The organism is Pseudomonas stagnisoli (assembly GCF_048595745.1).
GTDB lineage: Bacteria > Pseudomonadota > Gammaproteobacteria > Pseudomonadales > Pseudomonadaceae > Aquipseudomonas > Aquipseudomonas alcaligenes_A.
Genome location: NZ_CP184361.1, coordinates 1,526,234 through 1,552,414 on the forward strand (window position 1 = coordinate 1,526,234; position 26,181 = coordinate 1,552,414).

The window sequence follows — 26,181 nt, forward strand, 5'->3', positions numbered from 1 at the left end:
CGGCCCTGATAGCCGCCGATTCACGCGGTAAAGGCCGCTGGCCAACCCCGCATGCAGCCGCCATAGTCCTGTTTTCACGACCCGACCGGTCGTCTCGAACAGAACAATGAGGCTAGGCCATGACCAAGACCCTCCATCACCGTGCCTGTCACCTGTGTGAAGCCATCTGCGGCCTGACCATCGAAACCGAGGACCGCGACGACGGCCGCCATATCCTGTCGATCAAGGGCGATGCCCAGGACACCTTCAGCCGTGGCCATATCTGCCCGAAAGCGGTGGCCCTGCAGGACATCCAGAACGACCCGGACCGCGTGCGCCAGCCGCTGCGCAAGGTTGATGGGCAGTGGCAGCCGATCGCCTGGGACGAGGCCTTCGCGCTGGTCGCCGAGCGCCTGAGTGCGATCCAGGCCGAGCACGGCCGGAACGCCGTGGCCGTGTACCAGGGCAACCCCAGCGTGCACAACTACGGGCTGATGACCCACAGCAACTACTTTCTCGGCCAGCTGAAGACGCGCAACCGCTTCTCCGCCACCTCGGTGGACCAGCTGCCGCACCATCTGACCAGCTACCTGATGTACGGCCACGGCCTGCTGCTGCCGATTCCGGACATCGACCACACCCAGTTCATGCTGATCCTCGGCGGCAACCCGCTGGCCTCCAACGGCAGCATCATGACCGTGCCGGACGTGGAGAAGCGCCTCAAGGCACTCAAGGCGCGTGGTGGCAGGCTGGTGGTGGTCGATCCGCGGCGCAGCGAGACGGCGGCCATGGCCGACCAGCATATCTTCGTGCGCCCGGGCAACGACGCCGCGCTGCTGCTCGGCCTGCTCAATACCCTGTTCGACGAGGACCTGACCCGCGCCAGCCACCTGCCGGTCAACGGCCTGGAGCAGGTGCGCGAGGCCATCGCGCCGTTCACCGCCGAGGCCATGAGCGCACGCTGCGGCGTGCCGGCGCAGGACCTTCGCCAGCTGGCCCGCGACTTCGCCGCGGCCGATTCGGCGGTGTGCTACGGGCGCATGGGGGTATCCACCCAGGCCTACGGCAGCCTGTGCCACTGGCTGATCCAGCTGATCAACCTGGTCACCGGCAATCTTGACCGCGTCGGCGGCGCCCTGTGCACCAGCCCGGCCCTCGATCTGGTGGCGAGCACCTCGGGCGGCCACTTCAACGTCTGGCAGAGCCGCGTCTCCGGCCTGCCGGAATACGGCGGCGAGCTGCCGGTGGCGGCCCTGGCCGAGGAGATGCTCACCCCCGGCGAGGGGCAGATCCGCGCGCTGATCACGGTGGCCGGCAACCCGGTGCTGTCCACCCCCAACGGCCGTCAGCTGGAGCAGGCCCTGGACGGGCTGGACTTCATGGTCTCGGTGGACCTCTACATCAACGAGACCACCCGCCACGCCGACCTGATCCTGCCGCCCACCGCGCCGCTGGAGCACGACCACTACGACACCACCTTCAATATGTTCGCCGTGCGCAACGTCACCCGCTTCAACGAGCCGGTGCTGGCCAAGCCTGAAGGTGCGCTGGACGACTGGGAGATCTTCGTCGGCCTGGCCCAGGCCTTCGCCGCGAAGAACGGCACCGAGCTGAAGCCGACCATGCCGCCGCAGCAGATGATCGACATGGGCCTGCGCTTCGGCCCCTACGGCGACAAGTCCGAGCACAAGCTGAGCCTGGCGGCGCTGCGCGACGCGCCTCACGGCATCGACCTGGGTCCGCTCAAGCCGAACCTGGCGGCGCGGCTGAAGACCGAGTCGAAGGCCATCGAGGCGGCCCCGCCGCTGCTGGTGGCGGACCTCGCGCGCTTCGCCGCCGAGCCGCAACCGGCGGCCGGCGAGCTGCTGCTGATCGGCCGGCGCCACGTGCGCAGCAACAACTCCTGGATGCACAACTACCAGCGCCTGGTGAAGGGCAAGCCGCGCCACCAGCTGCTGATGCACCCCGACGATATGGCCGGCAGAGGCCTGAGTGACGGCCAGCGCGTGCGCGTGCAGTCGCGGGTCGGGGTGATCGAGGTGGAGGCCCTGGCCAGCGACGAGATGATGCCCGGCGTGGTCAGCCTGCCGCACGGCTGGGGCCATGCCCGGCCAGGGGTGCAGATGGCGATTGCCAGCGCCCAGCCCGGCGCCAGTGCCAACGACCTGACCGACGAGCGCCAGCTCGACGCGGTGTCCGGCAACGCGGCGCTCAATGGCGTTCCGGTGCGCGTCGAGGCGGCGTGACACGGCGGCTGCCCGGGCTTGAGGGAGGTGTGCTCAAGCCCGAGCCCGCCGCTGGGTCTTTCGTGTACAATCGCGCCACCGCGCCCGGCACAGGTCCGGGAAAGTTCAGACGAGGTGAGTCGTGGATATTATCGATACCATCAAAGAGCAGATCGCCAACAACACCATCCTGCTGTACATGAAAGGCTCGCCGAACGCGCCGCAGTGCGGCTTTTCCGCCCGCGCCGCGCAGGTGGTGATGGCCTGCGGCGAGAAGTTCGCCTACGTGGACATCCTGCAGAACCCGGAAATCCGCGCCAACCTGCCCAAGTACGCCAACTGGCCGACCTTCCCGCAGCTGTGGGTGGCCGGCGAGCTGGTCGGCGGTAGCGACATCATGACCGAGATGTTCGAGAAGGGTGAGCTGCAGACCCTGATCAAGGACGCCGCCGAGAAGGCCAAGGCCGAGTAAGCCTGCGCGCTTCTTCCGAAAGCCGATGCCTGTGCATCGGCTTTTTTGTGCCTGCAATTCCCGCTTGTTGCGCTTAGCGCAGGCGTGCCCGTGCGGCTGGGGGCAGCAGGCTGCATCCGGTCAAGCTGGCTGGCGTCAGGTGTGGGGTCAGGATCGGTGCCATGCCCTTGAGCACCTGCACCGGCAGCGCCGAGGTGAAGCGGAACTTCTCGGCTGCCTGGCCAGGGACGAAGGCCGTGAGGGTGCCGAAGTGACGCGGCCCCAGGTAGAAGACGAAAGTGGCGGTGCGGTTCATTGCCCGTGAACTCAGCACGTGGCCACCGCGGGTGGTGCTTTCGATGCGGTTGTCGCCGGTGCCGGTCTTGCCGCCGAGCGCCAGCGGCGTGCCGTCGGCCAGCTGGAAGCTGCCGTGCAGGCGCCGCGCGGTGCCCGCCTCGACCACCTGCGAGAGCGCGCCGCGCAGGGCCGCCGCCACCTCCGAGGGCATGACCCTCTCGCCGCGCTGGCCGTCCAGGGTCAGCCGCGTCTCATAAGGCGTTGCGGTCGCGAAGTGCAGTGTGTCGATACGCACGCTGGGCTGGCGGATGCCGTCGTTCTGGATGATGCCCATCAGTTCGGCCAGCGCCGCCGGGCGGTCGCCGGAGCTGCCAATGGCGGTGGCCAGCGACGGCACCAGGTGCTCGAAGGGGTAGCCCAGGCGCTTCCAGCGCTGGTGGATGTCGAGGAACGCCTCAACCTCCAGCAGGGTGCGGATACGGCTGTCGCGGGCGCTCTTGTGGCGGGTCTTGAACAGCCAGCCGTAGACCTCCTGGCGTTCCTCGGCGCTGGCCGCCACGGCGTCGTTGAAGGTCGCCTGCGGATTTTCGATCAGGTAGCCCAGCAGCCACAGTTCCAGCGGGTGCACGCGGGCGATGTAGCCCTGGTCCGGCAGGCTCCAGGCGCCGGGGCCGTAGTCCAGGTAGAGGGCCTGGAGTTTCTTGTCGGTGAGTTTCTCGGCCTTGTCGTTGGCGTGGGCGCGGATGAAGGCGGCAAAGGTCGCCTGGTCCACCTCCGGCATCAGGTAGCGGTGCACGGCGGCCAGGCGTGTGGCGGTGGGGCGCAGGCCTTCGAGGAAGGTGTTCAGGCGCTGCTGGGCACTCTGCCCCTGGTACTTGCGCCAGAAACGCAGGAGGAAGGTGGTGCCCTCGCGGTCGGCGAAGCGCTTGAGGTAGCCCTCGCGCAGTGGATGACGGTCGTCCTGCAGCAGCGCCGCGCTGTTGCTGGCGCCGTGGTAGGTGCTGTAGCGCACCAGGTCGCGCAGCAGGCGGATGAAGGGCAGGTTGATCGACTCCTGCAGGGCCACGCGCAGGGTGGGGATGCGCGCGTTGTCCTCGCGCTTGAAGTTGCTGAAGGTATGGGCGCCGCCGCCGGTGAAGAAGGTCTCATAGGGGCTGGCCGAGTACTGGCGCTCCAGCGCCGCCTCCAGGGTGGTGCGCAGGTCCTGTGCGGGGCTGGCGATCAGCTGGTCGAGCACCCAGCGGCTCAGGTGGTCCTGCGCCGCTACCTCGACCTGGCCCAGCGCCTCGGGGCTCTGCCCGGCGTAGCGACCGTGCAGCTCGGCAATCACCTCCAGGTAGGTGGTCAGCACCCGCAGCTTGGCCGTTGAGCCCAGCTCCAGCTTGCTGCCCTCGTTGAGGTCGAACGGCTGGTCGGTGCTGTCGGTTTGCACCCGTACCCGCGCGCCGTCGGGGCTGCGCTCGAACAGGGTGAAGCTGTAGCGCACCTCGGCGGTCTTCTCAGGAGACAGCAGGCGCTCGCCATACAGCCCGACCTGGCCGGCGAACTCGGGGTTCGCCAGCTGGCGCAGGTAGGCACTGATCTGCTGCTGCAACTCACTGTTGAGGGTGCTGGTGGCGGCCAGGTCAAGGCGGTCGAGGTCGTACAGCGGCAGGTTGAGCAGGCTGGACAGACGCGAACGGGCCACGCTGATGCCCTTGTTGCCCTGCACGGGCTGGATCGCCGGATGCTGCTGCAGGTCACGAAACTTCAGGCGCTGCGCCAGCGCCGCGTCGCGCAGGGCCCAGTCGATCACCCCGCCGCCGGCCAGCACGCGGATATGGCTGTCGGTCAGCGCCTCCAGCTCCCTGCGCCCCTGAGCCAGGTAATAGGAAGGGCGGCGCTGGGCGATCATCAGCGCCAGCACCTGGCGCAGCGCCAGGCCGCGCTCGGCGCGGTTGGCCAGCGGCGTGCGGCTGGGGTCGAGCAGGGCGTTGACCCGCGCGAAGTCGGCGCCGAACCACACCCGCAGGCCATCGGCCAGGCCGTGTACTTCGCCATGCCCCGGCGCGGCGGAGAGCGGCACGCTGTTGAGGTAGTCACGCACGATGCGTTGCCGCGCCGCCAGGGTTTGCTGTCCCTGCTGGTAGGCGCGCACGCTGGCGGAGACCATCTGCCGCAGCTTCTCCATGGCCGACAGGGTCAGGCCGTCCGGCGAGTGACGGTATTTCTCCAGCTGGGTGGCCAGGGTGCTGCCGCCGGCCGACTGTTCCTGCAACTCGAAACTCCTGCCCACCTGCGACAGCGCCGCCTTGGCGAAGCGCGGCCAGTCCACCGCCGGGTTGGCCAGCGGCTGGCTCTCATCGAGCAGGCGGCGGTTCTCGATGAACAGCAGGCTGTTCACGACCAGTGGCGGAATGTCGGTGAACTGCGGGTAGAGCTGCTGCGGGTAGCGGAACAGATAGAGCGGCTCGCCACGGCAGTCGGCGATGCTCAGGCCGGCCTGCGGCTTCTCGGCGAAGGGCGGGAAGAAACCATGGGTGCCGTAGGTGAGCAGGGCAGGGGACTGGCGCGCCTGGGCGGTGATCAGGAAATGCCGCTCGCGCAGACGTTCCAGCAACAGCGGCAGGTGGGCGTAACCCAGGCGCTTGTCGAAGGGGCCGTCGCTGGGAAACAGGATGGCGTTGCTGGGGCCGGGCTCCACCCGGTAGCTCAGGGTGGCGGCGTAGCGACTGAACTCGCGGGCCTGCAGGCGCGCGCTGGTCATTTCCCGGTAGGCGGCGATGCCGAGGGCGATCAGCCCGAGTATCAGCAGCGGCCAGAACAGGCGACGCCAGCGCCGGGGCGGCTTTTCCGGCGATAAAGCCGGCTCCGGATCGCTCACAGGGAGCGCAGTCTGGTGTGCTTCAGCGTGCCATGGAACGCCCATGATCGACTGGCCTGGCTGCTGGAAAAGCCTGCTCTACCTGCAAGCTTAGCCCGTGCCAGGCTGGTGATGGGGCTCTGTGGTCAGCCGCGTGCCGCGCTGACGCCTTCGAGGGTGGCGAACGAGGTGTCTTTGGCGGTCAGCAGGAAGTCGCGCATGAACGGCGCGTCGAGCATGTCGGCGCGGATGGCGGCGAACAGGGTGCAGTACAGGCCCTTGTCGCCCAGACGCTTGGCGGTGACGTAGCCGCGCGAGCTGTATTCGTGCAGTGCCCAGTTGGGCAGGCAGCACACGCCGCGGCCGCTGGCCACCAGCTGCATCATCATCACGGTCAGCTCCGAGGTGCGCACCTGCGCCGGTTCGATGTCGGCTGGCTCGAGGAAGCGGGTAAAGATGTCCAGGCGGTCGCGGTCGACCGGGTAGGTGATCAGCGTCTCGCGCTCCAGGTCCTCGGGCTGCACGTAGGGGCGGCTGGCCAGGGCGTGCTGGTTGGCCACGGCCAGCAGCGCCTCGTAGGTGAACAGCGGCACATAAGTGATGCCGCTCATTTCCACCGGGTCGGAGGTCACCACCAGGTCCAGGTCGCCGCGCGACAGCGCCGGCAGCGGGGCGAAGGAGAAGCCCGAGGCCAGGTCCAGCTCCACCTCCGGCCAGGCATCGCGGAACTGGTCGATGGTCGGCATCAGCCACTGGAAGCAGCTGTGGCACTCGATGGCCATGTGCAGGCGGCCGGCGGTCCCTCCCGCCAGCCGGGCCAGGTCACGCTCGGCGGCACGCAGCTGCGGCAGCAGGCTGTCGGCCAGCTGCAGCAGGCGCAGGCCGGCGCTGGTGAAGCGCACCGGCTTGGTCTTGCGCACGAACAGCTGCATGCCCAGGCGCTCCTCCAGCTCCTTGAACTGGTGGGACAGCGCGGACTGGGTCAGGTGCAGGCGCTCGGCGGCCTCCACCAGACTGTCGGTTTCGCGCAGGGCGTGCAGGGTCTTGAGGTGGCGCAATTCCAACATGAGCGAATCTCAATGAATGAAACTTGTGATCATCACGAATAGGTTGAGTTTGTCTCATGATGCGGCCGGTGTCGAGAATGTGCGCCATTCACGAACACAGGAGATAGACAGATGGCACTGGCACACAACCTCGGCTTCCCGCGCATCGGCCGCGACCGCGAACTGAAGAAGGCCCTTGAGGCCTACTGGAAGGGCGAGCTGGACGAGGCCGGCCTGCGCACCGTCGGCCGCGAGCTGCGCGCCGCGCACTGGCAGCTGCAGAAGGATGCCGGCATCGAGCTGCTGCCGGTCGGCGATTTCGCCTGGTACGACCAGGTGCTGACTCACTCGCTGATGTTCGGCGTGATTCCCGAGCGCTTTCACGCCCACGGCGGCCAGCCGACCCTGGATACCCTGTTCGGCATGGCGCGGGGCGTGAGCAAGAACACCTGCTGCGGTGGCGCGCATGCACAAGAGCTAACCAAGTGGTTCGACACCAACTACCACTACCTGGTACCCGAGTTCACCGCCGACCAGCAGTTCGCCCTGAGCTGGGAACAGCTGTTCGAGGAAGTGGAGGAGGGCAAGGCGCTCGGTCACCCTCTCAAGCCGGTGCTGATCGGCCCGCTGACCTACCTGTGGCTGGGCAAGTGCAAGGGCCAGGCGTTCGACAAGCTCGACCTGCTCGAACGCCTGCTGCCGGTCTATGGCGAGATCCTCCAGCGCCTGGCCGCCCAGGGCATCGACTGGGTACAGATCGACGAGCCGATCCTCGCCCTCGACCTGCCGCAGGCCTGGAAGAACGCCTTTGAGCGCGGCTATAACCTGCTGCAGAAGGAGCCGGGCAAGAAGCTGATCGCCACCTACTTCGCCGGCCTGGAGGACAACCTCGGTCTGGCCGCCGGCCTGCCGGTGGACGGCTTGCACATCGACCTGGTGCGCGCGCCGGAACAGTTCCCGGCCATCCTTGATCGCCTGCCGGCCTACAAGGTGCTTTCGCTCGGCGTGGTCAACGGCCGCAATGTTTGGCGTACCGACCTGGACCAGGCCCTGGCCGTGCTGCGTGAGGCGCAGGAGCGGCTGGGCTCGCGCCTGTGGGTCGCGCCCAGTTGCTCGCTGCTGCACAGCCCGGTGGACCTGAGCCGCGAAGACAAGCTGGATGCCGAGCTGAAAAGCTGGCTGGCCTTTGCCGTGCAGAAGTGCGCCGAAGTCGCCCTGCTGGCCCGCGTACTGAACCAGCCGGATGCCCCCGAGGTCTCCCAGGCCCTGGCGCACAGCCGAGCCGTGCAAGCCAGCCGGACCGCCTCCTCGCGCATTCACAAGCCGGCCGTGCAGGCGCGCCTGGCGGCGATCACGGCGGCCGATAGCCAGCGCCAGTCGCCGTTCGCCGAGCGCATCGAGCAGCAGCGGGCGCGGCTGAACCTGCCGTTGTTCCCCACCACCACCATCGGCTCCTTCCCGCAGACTTCGGCCATCCGTCTGGCGCGCCAGTCCTTCAAGGCCGGCAAGCTGACGGCGGCCGAGTACACCGAGGCCATGCACGCCGAGATCCGCCATGCGGTGACCGTGCAGGAACAGCTGGGCCTGGACGTGCTGGTGCATGGCGAGGCGGAGCGCAACGACATGGTCGAGTACTTCGCCGAACAGCTGGACGGCTATGCCTTTACCCGCTTCGGCTGGGTGCAGAGCTACGGCTCGCGCTGCGTCAAGCCGGCGATCATCTACGGCGATCTGTCCCGTCCGCAGGCGATGACGGTGTCCTGGATCGAGTACGCGCAGCGCTGCACCGACAAGCTGATGAAGGGCATGCTGACCGGCCCGGTGACCATGCTGATGTGGTCCTTCCCGCGTGACGACATCCCGCGCGAGCAGCAGGCGCGCCAGTTGGCCCTGGCCATCCGCGATGAGGTGGTGGACCTGGAGGCGGCCGGCATCCGCATCATCCAGATCGACGAGGCGGCGTTCCGCGAGGGCCTGCCGCTGCGCAAGGCGGGCTGGCAGCACTACCTGGATTGGGCTACCGAGGCCTTCCGCTTGTGTGCCTCGGGCGTGCGCGACGAGACGCAGATCCACACCCACATGTGCTACAGCGAGTTCAACGACGTGATCGAATCCATCGCCGCCATGGACGCCGACGTGATCACCATCGAGACCTCGCGCTCGGACATGGAGTTGCTGGAGGCCTTCGAGCGCTTCGACTACCCCAACGAGATCGGCCCAGGCGTGTACGACATCCACTCGCCGCGCGTGCCGGACAGCAGCGAGATGGTGCGCCTGCTGAAAAAGGCCGCCCAGCGGGTGCCGGCCGAGCGCCTGTGGGTCAACCCGGACTGCGGCCTGAAGACCCGTGGCTGGGCGGAGACCGAAGCGGCGCTGGTCAACATGGTGGCCGCGGCACGGCAGCTGCGGGCGGAGCTGGCCTGACCTGATTGCCACCATCCCGGATTTTATCCGGGCTACGGTTGGCCTGACGGCTGCGCCAATCTTCCCCTCTCCCTCTGGGAGAGGGGCGGGGGTGAGGGTTTCCCAGGCGACTCGTGGTTCCTCCCTCTCCCCAGCCCTCTCCCGTAAACGGGAGAGAGGGCGCTGGCGTAGCCCGGATGCAATCCGGGAGCGTGGCTCGGTTGTGCTGCCATCCCGGATTTCATCCGGGCCACGGTTGGGCTGAAGGCTGCGCCGATCTTCCCCTCTCCCTCTGGGAGAGGGGCGGGGGTGAGGGTTTCCTGGGCGACTCGCGGTATTTCCCTCACCCCAACCCCAACCCCTCTCCCGAGGGGAGAGGTGCTATACCGCCACCACGCTCAGCAGATAGCCGTCGAATTCCACGCAGCGGCCGTCCAGCTCGCTGCCGCGCGGCCAGTCGGCGTGCAGGTCGAGCAGCAGGCGCAGGCGGGCCTGTTCACCCTGCACCTCCAGCAGTTCCGCGTCGTGGAAGTAGAAGCGGGTCAGCACCAGCGGGTAGAGCGCCTTGAACAGGCTCTCCTTGAGCGAGAAGGTCAGGGTCACCCGTCGGGCGAAGGCCTCCGGGTCCAGCCCGGTGGCGCGTTGCAGTTCGGCCGGGGTGAGGATTTCGCCGGCCAGCCTGGCGGCGCGCTCGGTGCTCAGGTGCTTCTCCAGGTCGATGCCCAGGCCGCGCCAGTCGCGCGCCAGGGCGACCATGGCGGCGGCCCGGCCGGCGCCGTGGGTGATGGAGCCGACGGTGCCGGCGGGCCACAGCGGCACGCCGTCCTCGTCACGCCCCGGCACCAACGCCTGGCCACACAGCTGGTGCAGGGCTTCGCGGGCGCACAGGCGGCCGGCCAGGTATTCGGCCTGGCGCTTGGCCACGCCGCGCACCGGTGGGATGCCGCTATCGGGGAAGTCCTCGGGCCTGAGCTGCGCCGCGTCGAAACGCGCGCTCACCAGCCGGATGGCGGGCAGCGGCAACGGCGCGGGGGAGGGCAGCAGTTGGCAAAAAGGCGGGGTAGGCAGGCTCATGCCCGGCATTCTGCCGTGGCTGGGGTGTGCAGGCCAGGCGTTTACATTTCTTTGCACAGCGACAACGAAGCACTACAGAGCAAACGCTTGTTTCTGGTCAGAATGGGACACGCGTTCCAAGTGAACGCTGGTGAGGTTGTAGCCGGAGCGGCGAATCGCCCATCCGGTTTTACTCTGCTGATACGAGTGCGGGAGTCCCCAGGGACTCCCGTTTTTTTGCCCGCGATTCCGAGTGCCCTGTCTGGGAAATACGCTCAAGAACGGGTGAGCGTTTTTTCTGCCAGCCAAGGCGCCGCGACGCCAGCAGAATCGAACAGATACTTCTCGGGACAGGGCACTAGAACACCTCCTTGAACAGCGCCTGCATGTCGGCCCAGGAACGCTCGTCGGCTTCCTTCTGGTAGCCCAGGTCCAGGCCGTGGCCCTTGTGCGCATCGGCATCCGGGTTGCTGAAGCCGTGCTTGGCGCCGGGCAGCTCGACGAAGCGGTAGTCGGCGCCGGCCTGGTCCATCTCGGCCTTGAACGCGGCGATCTGCTCCGGGGTGATGAAGCTGTCGGCGGCGCCATGCTCGACCAGCACCCTGGCCTTGACGCTGCCGGGCGTGGCCGGCGTGGCGGTCACCAGGGCACCGTGGAAGCTCACCACGGCTGCCAGCGGCAGGCCCTGGCGGGCCATGTCCAGCACCACCTTGCCACCGAAGCAATAGCCGATGGCGGCCAGCCTGGCCGGGTCGGTCTGCGGCTGCGCCTTGAGCAGGTCAAGGCCGGCCTGGAAGCGTGCCTTGGGGATGGCGGGGTCGGCCAGGGCGGCATTCATGAAGGCCTTGGCGTCGTCCGGGTGCTGGGTGTTGCGGCCATCGCCGTACATGTCCACGGCCAGGGCGCTGTAGCCGAGGGCGGCGAGGTCGCGGGCGCGGCGTTTGGCGTAATCGTTCAGGCCCCACCACTCATGCACCACGATCACGCCGGGGCGTGGGCCGCTGATGGCGTCGTCCCAGGCGTGATAGCCGACCAGGCGGGTGCCGTCGGCGGCGGTGTAGGGAATCTCACGGGTCTGGATCTGCGCCTGGGCGGTGCCGGCAAGGCATAGCAGGGCGAGCAGCAGGTGACGCATGGCAGGTCTCCTCGGGGCGGGCATCGGAACGGACAGAATAGCGTGAGGCGCCCGCTAGCGCGGGTTACCGGGCGGCGTGATGCCCATCGACACGTAGATGCTGGTGAACCTGTCCATGCCCATTTCCGCCGGTTTGACCCATTCCACCGGCACATAGAGCAAGCCGCCACCCACCGGTACCGGCGCGGTGGGTACCAGGATGGCGTGGTAGGCGCGGCCGTCGATCTCGATTGGCTCGGGGTTGGGCAGCAGCGCCAGCACGGCGGTGCCGTCGCCGCCGAAGAAGCACCATACCGGGCGCATGGCGGCCAGGTCGGCGTTGTCTTTCTGGTCGAGCAGACCAACGAAGCGGTCGGCCAGGCCGTACAGGTTGCCGAGCAGCGGGATGCGCCGCAGGGTGCGGTCGAACAGCCGGCGCAGCGGCCCCTTGAGACCCAGCTGCACGGCCAGGCCGAGCGGATAGAGCGCCACCACCAGGGCCAGAGTGCCGAGCAGCCAGGCCAGCTCCGGGCTGCTGACGAAAGGCTGGCCGAGCCCGGCGAACAGCTTGCCGATGAAGCTGGTCGGGCCGATCAACTGGTTCAGCAGGCTCACCAGCCAGCCCAGCAGGGCCAGCGACAGCGCCAGTGGCAGCAGGGCGATCAGGCCGGCCAGCCAGGTGGCGAGCAGGGAGTGGAAGCTGCGTTTGAACATGGGCGTAAAAGTCCTTGTGCGGGAGGCGTGCCAAGGCTAGAGCAAAAGCCCGGCGCGGCCATGCATTTTCGTTCAGCGTTGGTTCAGCAAGGGTTCAGGGGCGGTTCAGGGCCGCGTTGGCAACATGGTTCCCGAGTTCAGCCACTGTCCCAACGCGGAGAAAACATCATGAAAACCACCCTGAACAAACTCGCCCTGGCCACCACCCTGACCTGCGCCGCCGTCGGCGCCAATGCCGCCGATAACTTCGTCGGCCTGACCTGGGGCCAGACCGACAACAACATCCAGAAGTCCCATGCACTCAACCAGAGCCTGGACAACCCCAAGCTGGATAAAGTCATCAACGGCAGCGGTACCTGGGGCGTGCGCGCCGGCCAGGTGGACCAGTACAGCCGCTATTACATGACCTACGAGAACGTCTCCGACAGCTACCAGGGCTACAAGCACCGCCAGCAGAACCTGCTAGGCAGCTACGACGTCTTCGTGCCGCTGGGCGACAACGGCACCAAGCTGTTCGGCGGCGCCACCCTCGGCCTGGTCAAGCTGGAGCAGGAATCCAGCGGCTTCAAGCGCGACAGCGACATCGGCTACGCGGCCGGCCTGCAGGCGGGTATTCTGCAGGATCTGAATCAGAACGCGTCGATCGAAGCCGGTTACCGCTACCTGCGCACCAACGCCAGCACCGAGATGGCCCCGCACGGCGGCGACAAGGTCGGCTCGCTGGACCTGCACAGCAGCGGCCAGCTGTACCTCGGCGCCAGCTACAAGTTTTGACCTGCCAGGGAAAAGGCCGGGCGCACAGCCCGGCCTGTCGTGAGGGAGAGCCAACATGAAGATTCTTGTGGTCGAGGACGAGGCGCTGCTGCGCCACCACCTGCACACCCGCCTGGGTGAGCGCGCATTCGTGGTCGATGCCGTCGCCGACGCCGAGGAGGCGCTGTACCGCGCCCAGGAATTCAACCACGACATCGCCATCGTCGACCTTGGCCTGCCCGGCATGAGCGGTCTGGACCTGATCCGCCAGCTGCGCGGCCAGGGCCGCAGTCTGCCGATCCTGATCCTCACCGCCCGCGGCAACTGGCAGGACAAGGTCGAGGGTCTGGCCGCCGGCGCCGACGATTACCTGGTCAAGCCGTTCCAGTTCGAGGAGCTGGAAGCGCGCCTGCATGCGTTGCTGCGCCGTTCGGTCGGCCTGGTGCAGTCCAGCGTCGAGGCCGGCCCGCTCAAGCTCGACCTCAACCGCAAACAGGCGCTGGTAGCGGAGCAGCCGCTGGCGCTCACTGCCTTCGAGTACCGCATCCTCGAATACCTCATGCTGCACCCGCAGCAGGTGGTCTCCAAGGACCGCCTGATGGAACAGCTGTACGAGGGCGACGACGAGCGCGACCCGAACGTCATCGAGGTGCTGGTCGGGCGCCTGCGCCGCAAGCTGGAAGGCGCCTGTGCGCTCAAGCCGATCGACACCGTTCGCGGCCAGGGCTACCTGTTTACCGAGCGCTGCCGATGATCCGCTCGCTGCGTGTGCGTCTGATGCTCGGTGCCGCCGCCCTGGCGGTGCTGTTCATGGCGGCCCTGCTGCCGCTGGTGCAGGGCGCGTTCCGCAACGCCCTGGAGAACGTCATCGAGCAGCGCCTGGCGGCCGATGCCGCCACCCTGATCTCATCTGCGCGCATCGACGGCGGTCGCCTGAGCATGCCGGCGCGCCTGCCGGATGAAGAATTCAACCTGCTCGAATCACGCCTGCTCGGCTTCATCTACGACCGCGAAGGCCGCGAGCTGTGGCGCTCGCCCTCCACGGCCGACGAGCAGATCGACTACCGCCCGCGCTACGACGGCGAGGGCCACGACTTCGTGCGCCAGCGCGATGCGCGCGGCGAGGAGTTCTTCGTCTACGACCTGGAAGTCGACCTGCTGCGCGGTGAAACCGCCGCCTACAGCATCGTCACCATGCAGCCGGCCAGCGAATACCAGGCCATGCTCGACAGCCTCGGCCGCCAGTTGCGCCTGTGGCTGGGCGGCGCGCTGCTGGTGCTGCTCGGCCTGCTCTGGCTGGGCCTGACCTGGGGCTTCGGCACCCTGCGTGGGCTGAGCCGCGAGCTGGACGAAGTGGAGGGCGGCAACCGCGAGCACCTGAGCCGCGAACACCCCAGCGAGCTGCTGCGCCTGACCGACTCGCTGAACCGCCTGCTCGACGGCGAGCGACGCCAGCGCGAACGCTACCGCGACTCGCTCGGCGACCTCGCGCACAGCCTGAAAACCCCGCTGGCGGTGCTGCAGGGCGTGGCCGAAGGGCTGCGCGAGCGCGAGCCGGCGCAGGTGCTGCAGACCCAGGTGGAGCGCATGAGCCAGCAGGTGGACTACCAGCTGCAGCGCGCCAGCCTGCGCAAGAGCGGCCTGGTGCGCCACCGCGAACCGCTCGCGCAGGTGCTCGATACCCTGTGCGGCGCGCTGGACAAGGTCTACCGCGACAAGCGCGTGCAGGTGCAGCGTGATTTCCCCACCGAGCTGCGCATACCGATGGAGCGCGGCGCGCTGTTCGAGCTGCTCGGCAACCTGCTGGAGAACGCCTACCGCCTGTGTCTGGGGCAGATTCGCGTCAGTGCGCGGATCGGCGTTGACGGCTGCGAGCTGGTGGTCGAAGACGATGGTCCCGGCATACCCGCCGACCAGCGTGCGCGCATCCTTAAGCGTGGCGAGCGCCTGGATAGCCAGCACCCGGGGCAGGGTATCGGTACCGCCGTGGTGGTGGACATCCTAGACAGCTACGACGGCCAGCTGCAGCTGGAAGACTCCAGCCTGGGCGGCGCCTGCTTCAGGATGCGCCTGCCGGGCTGAGCTGTAGCGCGTCAGCCAGGGGCGAGCCTCGCGCCTCGGTTGCCAGAGCCGCGCGCAGCTCCTCAGCCGCTGACCGGGCGTTCCAACCGTTCGAAGCCTTGGCGGATGGCGTCCCGGCTTGCGGCGGATAGCTGCTTGCCCGAGGCTTCGATCTGCTCCTGGCAGTTGCGCAGGATGACAAGTTAGCGATCCCGACGATGAAATATCCAATTCACAACAATGCACTCAGGAGGGCCACTGTGAACATCAGTGAACTGCGCATGAAATCTCCTGGTGTCTGACGGTTAAACACCTGGGCGAACCAAAGCGCAGCTTTTGGGTGCCCAGCCTAAGCAGTGAGCGGAGGCGAAGGTTACTCCTGTATGGAGAAGTGTTTCTTAGCGAGTTCCTTGGCTAGCTGCAAACCTTCGTCTGTCAAATAAACGGACTCTGATCTGCTTCTGGGATTGGTGATATAGCCTTTGTCAAACAGGTCATTCATGACGCTGAAATCAATCCTCGGGATCGTTTGAACGCTTGGCCCCCGCTGCGCGAACTACAGAATGGCCCGGGCATCTGCCCACGCAAGGCCGGATATGCGATTGCAACCGCGCTGACGACAGGATCGAAAAAAGCTTTCCTCACTGCTTGTGGGAAGAGTCCATATGCCATTTGTTAGCATTACTGAGCACGATTTACGCCCGTGACTATAAACCCAAAAAATGATTCTTTAGTGTGTATTTTTACTTGGAAATTTTCTTTTGGGCTGTGCTCATAAAATACTGAGTTAGTGCAAGCTTTAAAAAGAAAGCTTTCTGTCATGCGGAGTCTTATTGAGAAATCACAGGCCTTGCGCCTGCCAAGGTTTTTCTGCGCTCTGGCAGAGTCTAACTTAAAACTGTATTCTCCCGTAAAACTGGTTATGGCTCTTGGGGCTAGGTAGTAAAGGTTCAGCCATGTGGAAAAGAATAAAGACAGTGGTAGTGCTAGGTATGTAGTGGCTTTTTTAATAGGGCCATAGTTTGAGAACCCCTTTGCAGGAATCCATGTCTTATTTTTCAGGCCCTTTGCCATAAAGGCACCCAAGAAAAGAGAGACGCCTAGGCTGATGATTAGTGATGGCCAGAATATGAGTTTACTTGGCACGAAATCGTGATATGCAAAAACATAGACCCCGGCCGACAGAAAAAAATACAGGACAAGGGTGCCAACTATTTTTTGGCCTAGATGACTACCTTTTGACTGTTGTAGAGGCATAGAGCTTTATGAGTAATGCTAACGTTTGGTTAAGGGGCCGGCTTTGCCGGTCCCAGCGAGCGGAGCGAGCGATTTGAACCAATTGTTAGGTTCTACCACTCGCCGGATGCAGGTGATTGGATACGGGTTTTTAAGAACTCAAAGTACTTAGGTGATTCGGAAGCAAATATCTCTTTGCCTTGAAGCATGTATGCACTGCAGAGATTTTCTGTTGCTGCAGCGTACTCGTTTTTTTCAAATTGACACTGACCTAGACGCAAGAAGATAAATGGATTATCTGCACCTCCAGGGCACGTGAGACTGTACTGTAGCGCCTCTATCCCTGATGTGTAGTAGCCAGAAAAGAAACAGGCGTCACCTATTGCAGCCAAAAGCCAGGTACTTGCCTCCCATTCGTTCTTGGGGTCAGGCAACAGGCTCCAAGCCTCATTATATTTTTCGATGGCTTTCTCGTAGGTTGTAGATTCAGCAAGAGAATCACCCTCCGCCGAAAGCGCCTGAATACGGTTGTGCAATTCGTCTGGGAGTACAAGCTGCATAGTGGAACCTAACGATTAAGCTAACGGGCGCCAAAAAGCGTAGCTTTTGGGCGTCCAGCGAACGAAGTGAGCGATAGTTGAGCGCATTGTTAGGCTACTGGGCCTCGGTGTTTGATACGTGATTTCAAGAGCAAAGTAGCGCGAGCAATGAGCCAGTAAATTATTACTAACGCAAGCCCAGGTATCCAGCCAAATAGTGCTGCGAATGCGTTCTTCGCGCCATCTCCATTGTATATTTCTTGCAGCATTTCGGGAGAGTTTGCAAGCATTACATCGACTTTTACTACGATGATTCGGATGGCGATTACCCATGCCCATGTTAAACCTACCGCTGTTAGTGCTCTGATTGCTGTCTGCAGTCTAGACTCGAATTTGTTTCCTGCGACCAAAACTATGAGTGGAATAGCCAGCATTACTAGAAAGAGGCCGAGCTTATAGTGGTGATACATGGTTAGCCTAACGTTTGGCTAAGGGGCGGCCGGAAGCACAGCTTACGGACGTCCCGAGTGAGCGAAGCGAACGACTTGAGCCAATTGTTAGACAGCCCAGCCGCGCGCCGGAAATGATGCCAGCGCCGAGCTTAACCGGCGGAGTGCACGGCGTGTCGGTTCTGGCCCGGAAGGTTATTTGTGACGTGCGCATTGTGTGAAAGCAACTCCTTTGCTGAGCACAAATAACGGCCTTTACTGTCAGGCGACCATTCGATTCAGGAGCACCGCGACGATGCGGTGATTGTGTTTCATGGCTCGGTACTGAATCCACTATTTCTCTTGCGTCTAACGATTAAGCTAAGGGGCCGGCTTCGCCGGTCCCAGCGAACGAAGTGAGCGCTTTGAGCGACTTGTTAGAGGTCACAGCTCGTACTCCGGGTTGTAAACAACGAAGTGTGGCGAGTTTTCAAAGCTCTTGTCTTGGTCGGATAAGTGCTCATGAGTCCAAGACTTTCCGCGCTCCTCGATTCCGCTCGCACAATTTTCAAGAAACTTAGCAATGCGCCGTAGCTCATTAGGAGATGCAACTAGCGTGATTTCTGCTAGTTCGGCCGGAATTAGATCCTCTGCATCCTGCTCTTCCTTGGAATATCCGTGAATTTCCACTGCGACCTCTAACGATTAAGCTAACGGGCGGCCAAAAGCGTAGCTTTTGGGCGTCCAGCGAACGAAGTGAGCGAAGTTGAGCGCATTGTTATATGCCGCTCACGGAACATGACAATGGTTAAATTTGCTGCACCAGAAGACAGCGTTTTCATATCGCACACGGGTTATGACTCCGCGCTCACCTGACCAAGCGGCTAAAGGTGCATAAATGGCACTGTTGACGTTATATGCGGCGTTGGTTAACCAAAACCATCTCAAGCTAACCCCACCTAGACTCACTGGCACCCAAAGGAAAAAGCCCAGAGTATATAGAAATGAAAGGTACATCAGCAGCTTTATGGGTTTGGTCATTTCGAGCATATAACGTTTGGTTAAGGGGCGGGCTTTAGCCCGTCCCAGTGAGCGAAGCGAACGGTTTGAACCACTAGTTAGGCTCGCTGCAGAGTTTATTTTTGACCACTAAGTTTTAGCTCTTCCGGATACATTGCTGCGAGCCAAATAGTGCGCCCATTACTACCAGAGCACTCAACCTCAAATGCCGGCTCTGGATTTGAGTACACCTCAATAATTGTTCCAACGTCCCCGATGCAAGGGTTGCGTTCGTAATCTGCACTTGACTTTGAAAAGCGCTCGTCTCGAAGTGCAATAACTTGGACAACATCGTATTGCTTCATTTCGGGGCCTAACGTTTGGCTAAGGGGCGGCCGGAAGCGCAGCTTACGGACGTCCCGAGTGAGCGAAGCGAACGACTTGAGCCAATTGTTAGACAGCCCAGCCGGACGCCGGAAATGATGCCAGCGCCGAGCATGACCGGCGGAGCGCACGGCGTGTCGGTTTTGGCCCCGAAGGTTATTTGTGACGTGCACATTGTGTGAAAGCAACTCCTTTGCTGAGCACAAATAACGGCCTCTACTGTCAGGCGACCATTCGATTCAGGAAAACCGCGCAGATACGGTGATTCTGTTTCCTGGCTCGGTGCTGAAACCTTATATTGCCCTTGCGCCTAACGTTTGGTTAAGGGGCCGGCTTTAGCCGGTCCCGAGTGAGCGAAGCGAGCGACTTGAACCATTTGTTAGAGGGCATGACGCCGCGACCTCAGTAGGTGGATGCAAATTAGCATTGGAATGACTACGCCAATAGCGGTGTTGACGCTCATTATGCCGATTGCGCCTGCAATACTTGTGGTGATGGGCTGCCCGACTACTCCGATGTATAGGTAGTACCACAAGCTTGTTATTGGGTATGCCGTGACACACATAGCGCCAGCCGCTGGGGCAAAGCAAAGCCAAATGAGCTTGTTCCCGAGTTTATAGTTTGTAACTGCGAGTGCAAAATACAGTGTTGTCACTGCCAGTGCTATTAGTGCTCTGCTTATATATCCTTGATAAAGCCAGCTACCTGACGCCAGTAACAATGCCGCACACCAGAAGGCCTGATGGTAAAGCGCGGTCTTTGCTCTTTTTGTGCGGACATCCGATGTCAAGAGAATGACCTCTAACGTTTGGTTAAGGGGCCGGCTTTAGCCGGTCCCGAGTGAGCGAAGCGAACGACTTGAACCAGTAGTTAGGCGGCTGACAGCACATATGTAGCCTTTACCTGACCCTCGTACAAGATTACGACTTGGAGACTGCTCTGTTCGCGAGAGATATGAAGTTCGATTGGTGGTTCCATGCCTATGAGCTTTAGTTGATTCTCTGACGTCTTGTCGCCTACTAACCGAATTACGTTCGGAAGCCCAATTTGAGCAAAGCATTCGACCTCTTGGCGGAGTGCTCCCGCAACCGCACAAAGGACAGATTTACCTTTGACAGTTAGATCCATTGCGATGCCATATCCACAAGCCCATACACGCAACTTAACTACATTAGTTGAGTCTTCGTACAGGCCGCATATTTTACGCAGGAATTCAAGTGCCGGAATGCAGGAGATCATTCAGTTGCCTAACGTTTGGCTAAGGGGCCGGCTATGCCGGTCCCGAGTGAGCGAAGCGAACGACTTGAGCCAATTGTTAGCATTTGCTCGCTCGCTGAATAGTGTCTTTTATTAATCTAACGAGGAAGGTGGCTGCCATAGGCCAGCTTAATACAAAGATTATTGAGTAGGCATAGTGAAAGAAGCTATTTGCAAAGACTCCTAATAAGTTATCCCCATAGCTTATATGCCTTGAGATTCCTGCAGGAAAAATCGCGACTGCGCTAGTTATGAAATAAAATTTCATAAGTTGAGATTTGGTTTTTGAGAAAATTGCAATAGGCAGGAGTGCGATCAATGCTAGATATGCACCTGCGTAAATTTTATATGGAACAGAATCTGCCCAGGCTGGGACGTGGATGGTTTTGCTGAAAAGGAAAAGCTGGGGGTAAGTAAAGACAGCTATGCATAGCAATATGCAAGATGCAATTAGAGCCCGCGATTCGTTTGATTTGGTGATGTTCATGGTTGCTAACGTTTGGCTAAGGGGCGGCCGGAAGCACAGCTTACGGACGTCCCGAGTGAGCGAAGCGAACGACTTGAGCCAATTGTTAGACAGCCCAGCCGCGCGCCGGAAATGATGCCAGCGCCGAGCTTAACCGGCGGAGTGCACGGCGTGTCGGTTCTGGCCCGGAAGGTTATTTGTGACGTGCGCATTGTGTGAAAGCAACTCCTTTGCTGAGCACAAATAACGGCCTTTACTGTCAGGCGACCATTCGATTCAGGAGCACCGCGACGATGCGGTGATTGTGTTTCATGGCTCGGTACTGAATCCACTATTTCTCTTGCGTCTAACGTTGTGCTAACAGGCGAGTAAAAGCGCAGCTTTTACGAGTCCAGTGAGCGTAGCGAACGGTGTTGAGCACATTGTTAGAGCCGTTACTCGCCGCTTAGTGTTTTGTAGCCAACATGAAGAGATACACCATTTATGAGTGTTCTGGCAAAAGACTCTGCGTGCTCAAAAATAGGTAGCGTTTTGGCGCCGGTAACAATGTATTCAAGCTGCTTCGTGGAATAGAGTTGGTTCAGTAACTCCATTGCTACTTCCTCTTCTGGCTTAAGTTTTGCGTGCGATAGCAAGTCTAACTCTTTAGCTTTTCTAAGACATGCATGCAGGTCGTGGCCATATTTTTTTGAGCGAAGCTCGCGAAGCTGTAAGCCTTTATTGAGTAGATATGATTTAAGACCTAGCTCAATAGAGTGGCCTATCAAATATAGGCTTGGGATAGACGGGATTATTTTTTTGGGGTTTTCAGTTGCCGATTGCGCTTCAACTACTTTTGCTGCGCCATAAAATTCATGAGCATAGCGAGCAAGACCAATCGGTGTTGTTCTCTCAGGGTTCTCATGCATGGATAGTAGGCTCTAACTATAAGTAGACGACACAAATGGCGTAATTTTTTCCGCCACTTGTGTCGCATAACATTCCTTGTCGTCCAGCAAGCCCTTGTTTTTCCTTACAGGTGATTCGGCAAAAGCGACTCTTCTGCGATCGGTAAAAGGACAGGCGGATCGGGCAAGACCGGTGGTGCATGTTCCTGCGACGCTACTGGTTGGTTTTTCGGCTGTCCACTGCCGCTTCGTTCAGCATCGGCGTGGGGTCGAGGTAGAACATTTTCTTCCAGCCCTGAGTGCTGGTGTCCCAGCGCCAGGGATAGGGCAACAGGGTGACGATCGAGTAGTGCAGGTGAGGCGGTTTGCCCTGGGCGTTGCCGGTGCTGCCTACCGTGCCGAGTGGGGCGCCGGGAAGTACGGGTTGGCCGGCCAGGGCGCTGTAGCTGTCGAGGTGGGCGAAGTAGTGTAGGCGCCATTTGGGGCCGAGCATTAGCAGCACCTTGCCGCCCATGTCCAGTTCGCCGCGAAACACCACGATGCCGTAGCTGGGGGCGAGCACCGGGGTGCCCTGGCGGGCGAAGATGTCGATGCCCTTGTGCGTACCGGAGCGCCCCCAGGGTTCGTACCAGAAACTTTGCGGATGCCAGTCCCGGTTGCTGGCGCCCTGCACGGGCACGCGCAGCCATTGCGGTGCGAGCAGCCCGAGCAGCAGGAGGGCGAGCAGTAGGTGGCGTGGACGCGGGCGTTTCATGGCACACCGGCGCTGCGCAGGCGACGGATCAGCCGGCTCAGGCCGTCGGCGTGCAGGCAGAGGAACAGGCCGATGCACAGTTCGACCAGCGTGATCAGCTCCTGGATGACGTAGGCCGCCAGGTTCTGCTGGTCGGCCGGCGTGCCGCGCAGCATGTAGATGATCCAGGTGGCGTTGAACAGCAGGTCCGCCAGGCCGCGCGCCAGCAGGTAGACCCCGAGCACGCAGAAGGCCACCGACTGCAGTTCCGCCGCGCTGATGCCGCTGCTCGCTTCGGCGGCAGGCGCCGGGGCCAGGCGGCGGGCAAGGGTCAGGGGGAACTTCAGCAGGAGAGTGGCGGCCAGCAGCAGGCCACCGACCTGGATGATGCCCAGCACCAGCAGCGCGCCGATGTCGTCGCTGGCGCCGGTGTGGGCGGCCTGGTGGATGTACTGGTAGTGCTGGATGCCCATGACGAAGGCGCTGTACAGCAGAAACAGCGCAAACAGGCGCAGGGCGATGGCAAGCAGGTCCGTGGTGTTCATGTTCTTCCTTGAGAGTATTGAGTGTGGCTGCGCTAGCTCTCCTGCGCGCGGTAGGCGCCGGGGGTGAGCCCGGTCCATTTCTTGAAGGCGCGGTGGAAGGCCGAGGGCTCGGAGAAGCCCAGCTGCTCGGCCAGCGCGTTGATGGTCAGCTCGTCACGGCCCAGGTGGTAGATGGCCAGGTCGCGGCGCAGGTGGTCCTTGATTTCCTGGAAGCTGGTGTCTTCCTCGCGCAGGTGGCGGCGCAGGGTCTGTGGGCTGACATGCAGTTGCTCGGCCACGCTTTCCAGGTCCGGCCAGTGCGCGCAGTCGCGGCCGAGCAGGCGGCGGATGCGGCTGGTCAGGCTGTCGCCGCCGTCCGGGCGGGCCAGCAGGTCGGCGGGGGAGTGTTTGAGGAACTGCTTGAGCGTGCGTTCGTCCTGCAGCAGCGGCATGCCCAGGTAGCGGGTGCTGAACAGCAGGCTGGTGCTCTCCGCGTCGAAGCGCCGCGGGCAGGGGAAGAGCAGGTCGTACTCGCCGCTGTGCGCCGGTTCGGGGTAGGCGAAGCTGGCTTCCTCGAGGCGGATGCGCTGGCCGATCAGCCAGCTGCCGAGGCGGTGCCAGATCACCAGCAGGCTTTCGGTGAGGAAGTGGTCGGGGTCCCAAAGGGCCGAGCTGTCCAGGCTCAGGCGCACCCGCTCGCCTTCACGCTGCAGGGCCACGCGCGGCGCTTCGGGGAACAGGCCGTAGAACAGCATGCCGCGCACCAGCGCCTTTTCCAGGCTGTGGCAGTGGATGATGGCGTGGCACATCATGGCGAAGGTGCCGCGGCGGCTGGGAATGGCGCCGAAGCCCATGTATTCGTCGTCGAGCAGCTGCCACAGGCCCTGCACCAGGCGCGCGAACTGCTCGGGGTCGAGGCGCGCGCGCGGTTCGTCGAGCAGTGCCGGTTGGATGCCGACCTCGCGCAGCAGGCCGCTGACGTCGCACTGCTGACGCTCGGCGCCACGCAGGGCGGCGCGGATGAAGTGGCTGGCGATGGTGCGTTCGCGCATGGGCGGGCTCGTGACAAGGCTGGGCGGATGTTAGGCGCTGGGCTTCATCGCCGACAAGCCGCGCGCTCAGCCGAGCAGCGCCACCGCCTTGATCTGCGCCCAGAGCATCTGCCCCGGTTGCACGCCGAGCTGGTCGCACGAATAGCGGGTGATGCGCGCCAGCAGCGGCTGGCCGGCCAGGTCCAGGCGTACCAGCACCTGGGCGGCGTGCCCGGCGTCGGCCAGCTCCAGCACCCTTACCGGCAGGCGGTTGATGATGCTGCTCGGGCCCGGCGGCTCCAGGCTCAGGCTGACGTCGCGTGCCTGCACCTTGACCCGCAGCCTCTGGTTGAGCGGCAGTGCCGCGTGGGGCAGGCGCAGGGTCTGCGGCGTATCGGGCAGCGCCAGCGTGAGCAGCTGGTAACGCTCATCGTGGCCGCAGACCTGGGCCTGCAGCACCACGCCGGCATCGTCGTTCTGGGCCAGCGGCAGATCGAGGCGTGGCAGCAGTTCGCCGAGTGGGCCGCAGGCCAGGGCGCGGCCGCTGTCCAGCAGCACCAGGTGATCGGCCAGGCGTGCCACTTCATCGGCTGCATGGCTGACGTAGAGCATGGGGATGTCCAGCTCGTCGTGCAGGCGTTCCAGGTAGGGCAGGATCTCCTGCTTGCGCTTGCCATCGAGGGCCGCCAGCGGTTCGTCGAGCAGCAGCAGCTGCGGGCTGGTGAGCAGCGCCCGGGCGATGCCCACGCGCTGGCGTTCGCCGCCGGACAGGGTGGCAGGCGGCCGCTCCAGCAGGTGGCCGATGCCCAGTAGCTGCACGGCCTGGTCCAGCGCGATGCGCCGTGCAGCGGGGGCGATGCGCTTCTGTCCGTAGTCCAGGTTGCCGCGCACCGACAGGTGCGGGAACAGGCTGGCCTCCTGGAACACATAGCCCAGCGCGCGTTTGTGCGGGGCGAGGAAGTGCCGGCGCGTGCTGTCCTGCCAGCACTCGCCGTTGATGGTGATCTGCCCGCGCGGAGCCCGCTCCAGGCCCGCCACGCAGCGCAGCAGGCTGGTCTTGCCCGAGCCGGAGGGGCCGAACAGGGCGGTGATGCCGCGCCCCGGCAGCTGCAGGTCGACTTGCAGGCGGAAGTCGGCGAACGGCAGATCAAGGGAGATATCCAGGCTCATGGCTCAGGCACTCCTCAGGGTCGGGCGGCCCTTGAGGTGCAGCACCAGCAGGATCAGGAAGGCGAACAGCAGCATGCCACCGGCCAGCCAGTGCGCCTTGGCGTACTCCATGGCCTCCACGTGGTTGAAGATCTGTACCGAGACCACGCGGGTCTTGTCCGGGATGTTGCCGCCGATCATCAGCACCACGCCGAACTCGCCGAGGGTATGGGCGAAGCCCAGCACGCTGGCGGTGAGAAAGCCCGGCCTGGCCAGCGGCAGCACCACGCTAAAGAAGCAGTCCCAGGGGCTGGCGCGCAGGGTGGCGGCGACTTCCAGCGGGCGCCGGCCGATGGCCTCGAAGGCGTTCTGGATGGGTTGCACGACGAAGGGCAGCGAGTAGAACAGCGAGCCGACCAGCAGCCCAGCAAAGCTGAAGGGCAGGGTGCCCAGGCCCAGGCTCTGGGTCAGCTGGCCGACCGGACCTTGCGGCCCCATGGCCACCAGCAGGTAAAAGCCGATCACGGTGGGCGGTAGCACCAGTGGTAGTGCGACCAGTGCGCCTACCGGTGCCTTCAGCCAGGAACGGGTATGTGCCAGCCACCAGGCGATGGGGGTGCCGATCAGCAGCAGCAGAACGGTGGTCAGCGAGGCCAGTTGCAGGGTCAGCCAGATCGCGGCGAAATCGGCGCTGGTAAGGGGCATCGCTGGCAGCGTCCTCTTCGTGTGCAGTGGATGGGCGCAGCGCCCTGCGGAGTGAGCAGGCTGCACCCTACAAGAAGATGGCTAGCGCTGGTAGCCGTAAGCCCGGATCAGCGTTGCCGCCTGCTCGCCGCGCAGGTACTCCAGCAGCGCCCTGGCCGCTGGATTGTCCTGGCCCTTGGTGAGCAGCACGGCGTCCTGGCGGATCGGCTCATGCAGCTGCGCTGGGACCTGCCAGGCCGAGCCTCGGGTGATCTGCCCGTCCTTGTACACCTGCGAGAGGGCGACGAAGCCGAGTTCGGCATTGCCGCTGGCGACGAACTGGTAGGCCTGGGCGATGTTCTGGCCCTCGACCAGCCTGGGCTCGATGGCCTCGGTGAGACCGAGCTGGTCCAGCACCTGGGTGGCGGCCAGGCCGTAGGGTGCGGTCTGCGGGTTGGCGATGGCCAGGTGGCGGAACGTGTCGCTCTTGAGCACGGCGCCGGCGTCATCGACATAGCCGGGCCGTGCCGACCACAGCGCCAGGGCGCCGACCGCATAGGTAAAACGCGAGCCGGGTACGCCAGCGCCTTCGTTTTCCAGTTTGGCCGGGGTGCTGTCGTCGGCGGCCAGCAGCACCTCGAAGGGCGCGCCGTGGTTGATCTGCGCGTAGAACTGGCCGGTGGCGCCATAGGCAGCGACGACCCGGTGTCCGCTGCTCTGCCCGAAGGCGCGGGCGATGGCCTGCATCGGCGCGCTGAAGTTGGCGGCCACGGCCACCTGCACTTCGCCTGCCAGGGTCTGGCCGCTAAGGGCCAGTGCGGCAAGCAGGCCGCAGATGAGCCGAGAAGAATGAGGTGCCATGTGTCGCTCCTGGGACGAGATTCTCGTTCGTCTTTATATAGCGATCGGCACAAAAAAGCCTGGCC

At 63.4% G+C, this 26,181-nt stretch carries 22 protein-coding genes; 6 read left to right on the forward strand and 16 right to left on the reverse strand.

The genetic code is table 11. From position 1 onward, the window contains the following. Positions 1-119: 119 nt before the first annotated feature. The gene (locus ACOAPY_RS07485) at positions 120-2,225 is read left to right on the forward strand and encodes a molybdopterin oxidoreductase family protein (RefSeq protein WP_465155938.1); all 2,106 of its coding nucleotides are present in this window, start codon (positions 120-122) and stop codon (positions 2,223-2,225) included. A 121-nt stretch (positions 2,226-2,346) separates the two neighbouring features. Next, a complete protein-coding gene (gene grxD, locus ACOAPY_RS07490; protein WP_021702757.1) occupies positions 2,347-2,676 on the forward strand; it encodes a Grx4 family monothiol glutaredoxin in 330 nt (109 codons plus the stop codon). 73 nt (positions 2,677-2,749) lie between these two features. Here grxD and ACOAPY_RS07495 read toward each other — a convergent pair whose 3' ends face one another. Both ACOAPY_RS07495 and metR read right to left on the reverse strand, forming a co-directional pair. Next, entirely contained in the window at positions 2,750-5,860 is a 3,111-nt protein-coding gene (locus ACOAPY_RS07495; protein ID WP_465155939.1) for a transglycosylase domain-containing protein, read from the reverse strand. An 80-nt stretch (positions 5,861-5,940) separates the two neighbouring features. Continuing rightward, positions 5,941-6,861: a transcriptional regulator MetR gene (metR, locus tag ACOAPY_RS07500; RefSeq protein ID WP_278959777.1), complete on the reverse strand. Its 921-nt coding sequence runs from the start codon at positions 6,859-6,861 to the stop codon at positions 5,941-5,943. 111 nt (positions 6,862-6,972) lie between these two features. Here metR and metE point away from each other — a divergent pair, with 111 nt between their 5' ends. Further along, positions 6,973-9,264 carry a 5-methyltetrahydropteroyltriglutamate--homocysteine S-methyltransferase gene (gene metE / locus ACOAPY_RS07505; protein ID WP_465155941.1) on the forward strand — a complete coding sequence of 764 codons (2,292 nt, stop codon included), beginning with the start codon at positions 6,973-6,975 and terminating at the stop codon, positions 9,262-9,264. 360 nt (positions 9,265-9,624) lie between these two features. Here the strand turns inward: metE and ACOAPY_RS07510 are convergent, their stop codons facing one another. The 3 genes from ACOAPY_RS07510 to ACOAPY_RS07520 form a co-directional block, all read right to left on the reverse strand. Then, the gene (locus ACOAPY_RS07510) at positions 9,625-10,317 is read right to left on the reverse strand and encodes a 4'-phosphopantetheinyl transferase family protein (protein WP_465155942.1); all 693 of its coding nucleotides are present in this window, start codon (positions 10,315-10,317) and stop codon (positions 9,625-9,627) included. Positions 10,318-10,654: 337 nt separating this feature from the next. Then, positions 10,655-11,431 (reverse strand): dienelactone hydrolase family protein, encoded by a 777-nt coding sequence (locus ACOAPY_RS07515; RefSeq protein WP_465155943.1) that lies wholly within the window; start codon positions 11,429-11,431, stop codon positions 10,655-10,657. Positions 11,432-11,485: 54 nt separating this feature from the next. Then, on the reverse strand, positions 11,486-12,124 hold the full coding sequence (locus tag ACOAPY_RS07520) for a DUF502 domain-containing protein (RefSeq protein ID WP_465155944.1): 639 nt from the start codon (positions 12,122-12,124) through the stop codon (positions 11,486-11,488). 168 nt (positions 12,125-12,292) lie between these two features. Here ACOAPY_RS07520 and ACOAPY_RS07525 point away from each other — a divergent pair, with 168 nt between their 5' ends. From ACOAPY_RS07525 to ACOAPY_RS07535, 3 genes are read left to right on the forward strand one after another with little or no spacing between them, the layout of a single operon-like run. After that, on the forward strand, positions 12,293-12,898 hold the full coding sequence (locus ACOAPY_RS07525) for a hypothetical protein (RefSeq protein WP_465155946.1): 606 nt from the start codon (positions 12,293-12,295) through the stop codon (positions 12,896-12,898). 55 nt (positions 12,899-12,953) lie between these two features. Next, positions 12,954-13,631 (forward strand): response regulator, encoded by a 678-nt coding sequence (locus ACOAPY_RS07530; RefSeq protein ID WP_076426204.1) that lies wholly within the window; start codon positions 12,954-12,956, stop codon positions 13,629-13,631. After that, on the forward strand, positions 13,628-14,959 hold the full coding sequence (locus tag ACOAPY_RS07535; protein WP_465155948.1) for an ATP-binding protein: 1,332 nt from the start codon (positions 13,628-13,630) through the stop codon (positions 14,957-14,959). The genes ACOAPY_RS07530 and ACOAPY_RS07535 overlap by 4 nt, the downstream gene beginning before the upstream one ends. Positions 14,960-15,311: 352 nt before the next feature. On the opposite strand, the gene ACOAPY_RS07540 is transcribed toward ACOAPY_RS07535, so the two are convergent. The 11 genes from ACOAPY_RS07540 to modA form a co-directional block, all read right to left on the reverse strand. Then, complete coding sequence (locus tag ACOAPY_RS07540; protein ID WP_465156740.1) at positions 15,312-15,464, reverse strand: DUF6429 family protein; 153 nt, start codon at positions 15,462-15,464, stop codon at positions 15,312-15,314. An 823-nt stretch (positions 15,465-16,287) separates the two neighbouring features. Beyond that, on the reverse strand, positions 16,288-16,734 hold the full coding sequence (locus ACOAPY_RS07545; RefSeq protein ID WP_465155949.1) for a tetratricopeptide repeat protein: 447 nt from the start codon (positions 16,732-16,734) through the stop codon (positions 16,288-16,290). Between the two features lie 851 nt (positions 16,735-17,585). Then, on the reverse strand, positions 17,586-17,831 hold the full coding sequence (locus tag ACOAPY_RS07550) for an Imm32 family immunity protein (protein WP_289534733.1): 246 nt from the start codon (positions 17,829-17,831) through the stop codon (positions 17,586-17,588). Positions 17,832-18,277: 446 nt separating this feature from the next. Continuing rightward, positions 18,278-18,505: a DUF4926 domain-containing protein gene (locus ACOAPY_RS07555; RefSeq protein WP_160087681.1), complete on the reverse strand. Its 228-nt coding sequence runs from the start codon at positions 18,503-18,505 to the stop codon at positions 18,278-18,280. A gap of 2,176 nt (positions 18,506-20,681) precedes the next feature. After that, complete coding sequence (locus tag ACOAPY_RS07560; protein ID WP_465155951.1) at positions 20,682-21,155, reverse strand: hypothetical protein; 474 nt, start codon at positions 21,153-21,155, stop codon at positions 20,682-20,684. A 193-nt stretch (positions 21,156-21,348) separates the two neighbouring features. After that, positions 21,349-21,888 carry a M23 family metallopeptidase gene (locus ACOAPY_RS07565; protein ID WP_465155952.1) on the reverse strand — a complete coding sequence of 180 codons (540 nt, stop codon included), beginning with the start codon at positions 21,886-21,888 and terminating at the stop codon, positions 21,349-21,351. After that, positions 21,885-22,412, reverse strand: a complete 528-nt coding sequence (locus tag ACOAPY_RS07570) for a hypothetical protein (RefSeq protein WP_465155955.1) — start codon at positions 22,410-22,412, stop codon at positions 21,885-21,887. The genes ACOAPY_RS07565 and ACOAPY_RS07570 overlap by 4 nt, the downstream gene beginning before the upstream one ends. A 32-nt stretch (positions 22,413-22,444) precedes the next feature. After that, on the reverse strand, positions 22,445-23,443 hold the full coding sequence (locus ACOAPY_RS07575) for an AraC family transcriptional regulator (RefSeq protein WP_465155956.1): 999 nt from the start codon (positions 23,441-23,443) through the stop codon (positions 22,445-22,447). Between the two features lie 66 nt (positions 23,444-23,509). Further along, positions 23,510-24,592 carry a molybdenum ABC transporter ATP-binding protein gene (modC, locus tag ACOAPY_RS07580; protein ID WP_465155957.1) on the reverse strand — a complete coding sequence of 361 codons (1,083 nt, stop codon included), beginning with the start codon at positions 24,590-24,592 and terminating at the stop codon, positions 23,510-23,512. Positions 24,593-24,595: 3 nt separating this feature from the next. After that, positions 24,596-25,276 carry a molybdate ABC transporter permease subunit gene (modB, locus tag ACOAPY_RS07585; RefSeq protein WP_076577694.1) on the reverse strand — a complete coding sequence of 227 codons (681 nt, stop codon included), beginning with the start codon at positions 25,274-25,276 and terminating at the stop codon, positions 24,596-24,598. 81 nt (positions 25,277-25,357) lie between these two features. Further along, positions 25,358-26,116 (reverse strand): molybdate ABC transporter substrate-binding protein, encoded by a 759-nt coding sequence (gene modA / locus ACOAPY_RS07590; protein WP_465155958.1) that lies wholly within the window; start codon positions 26,114-26,116, stop codon positions 25,358-25,360. Between the last annotated feature and the right edge of the window lie 65 nt (positions 26,117-26,181).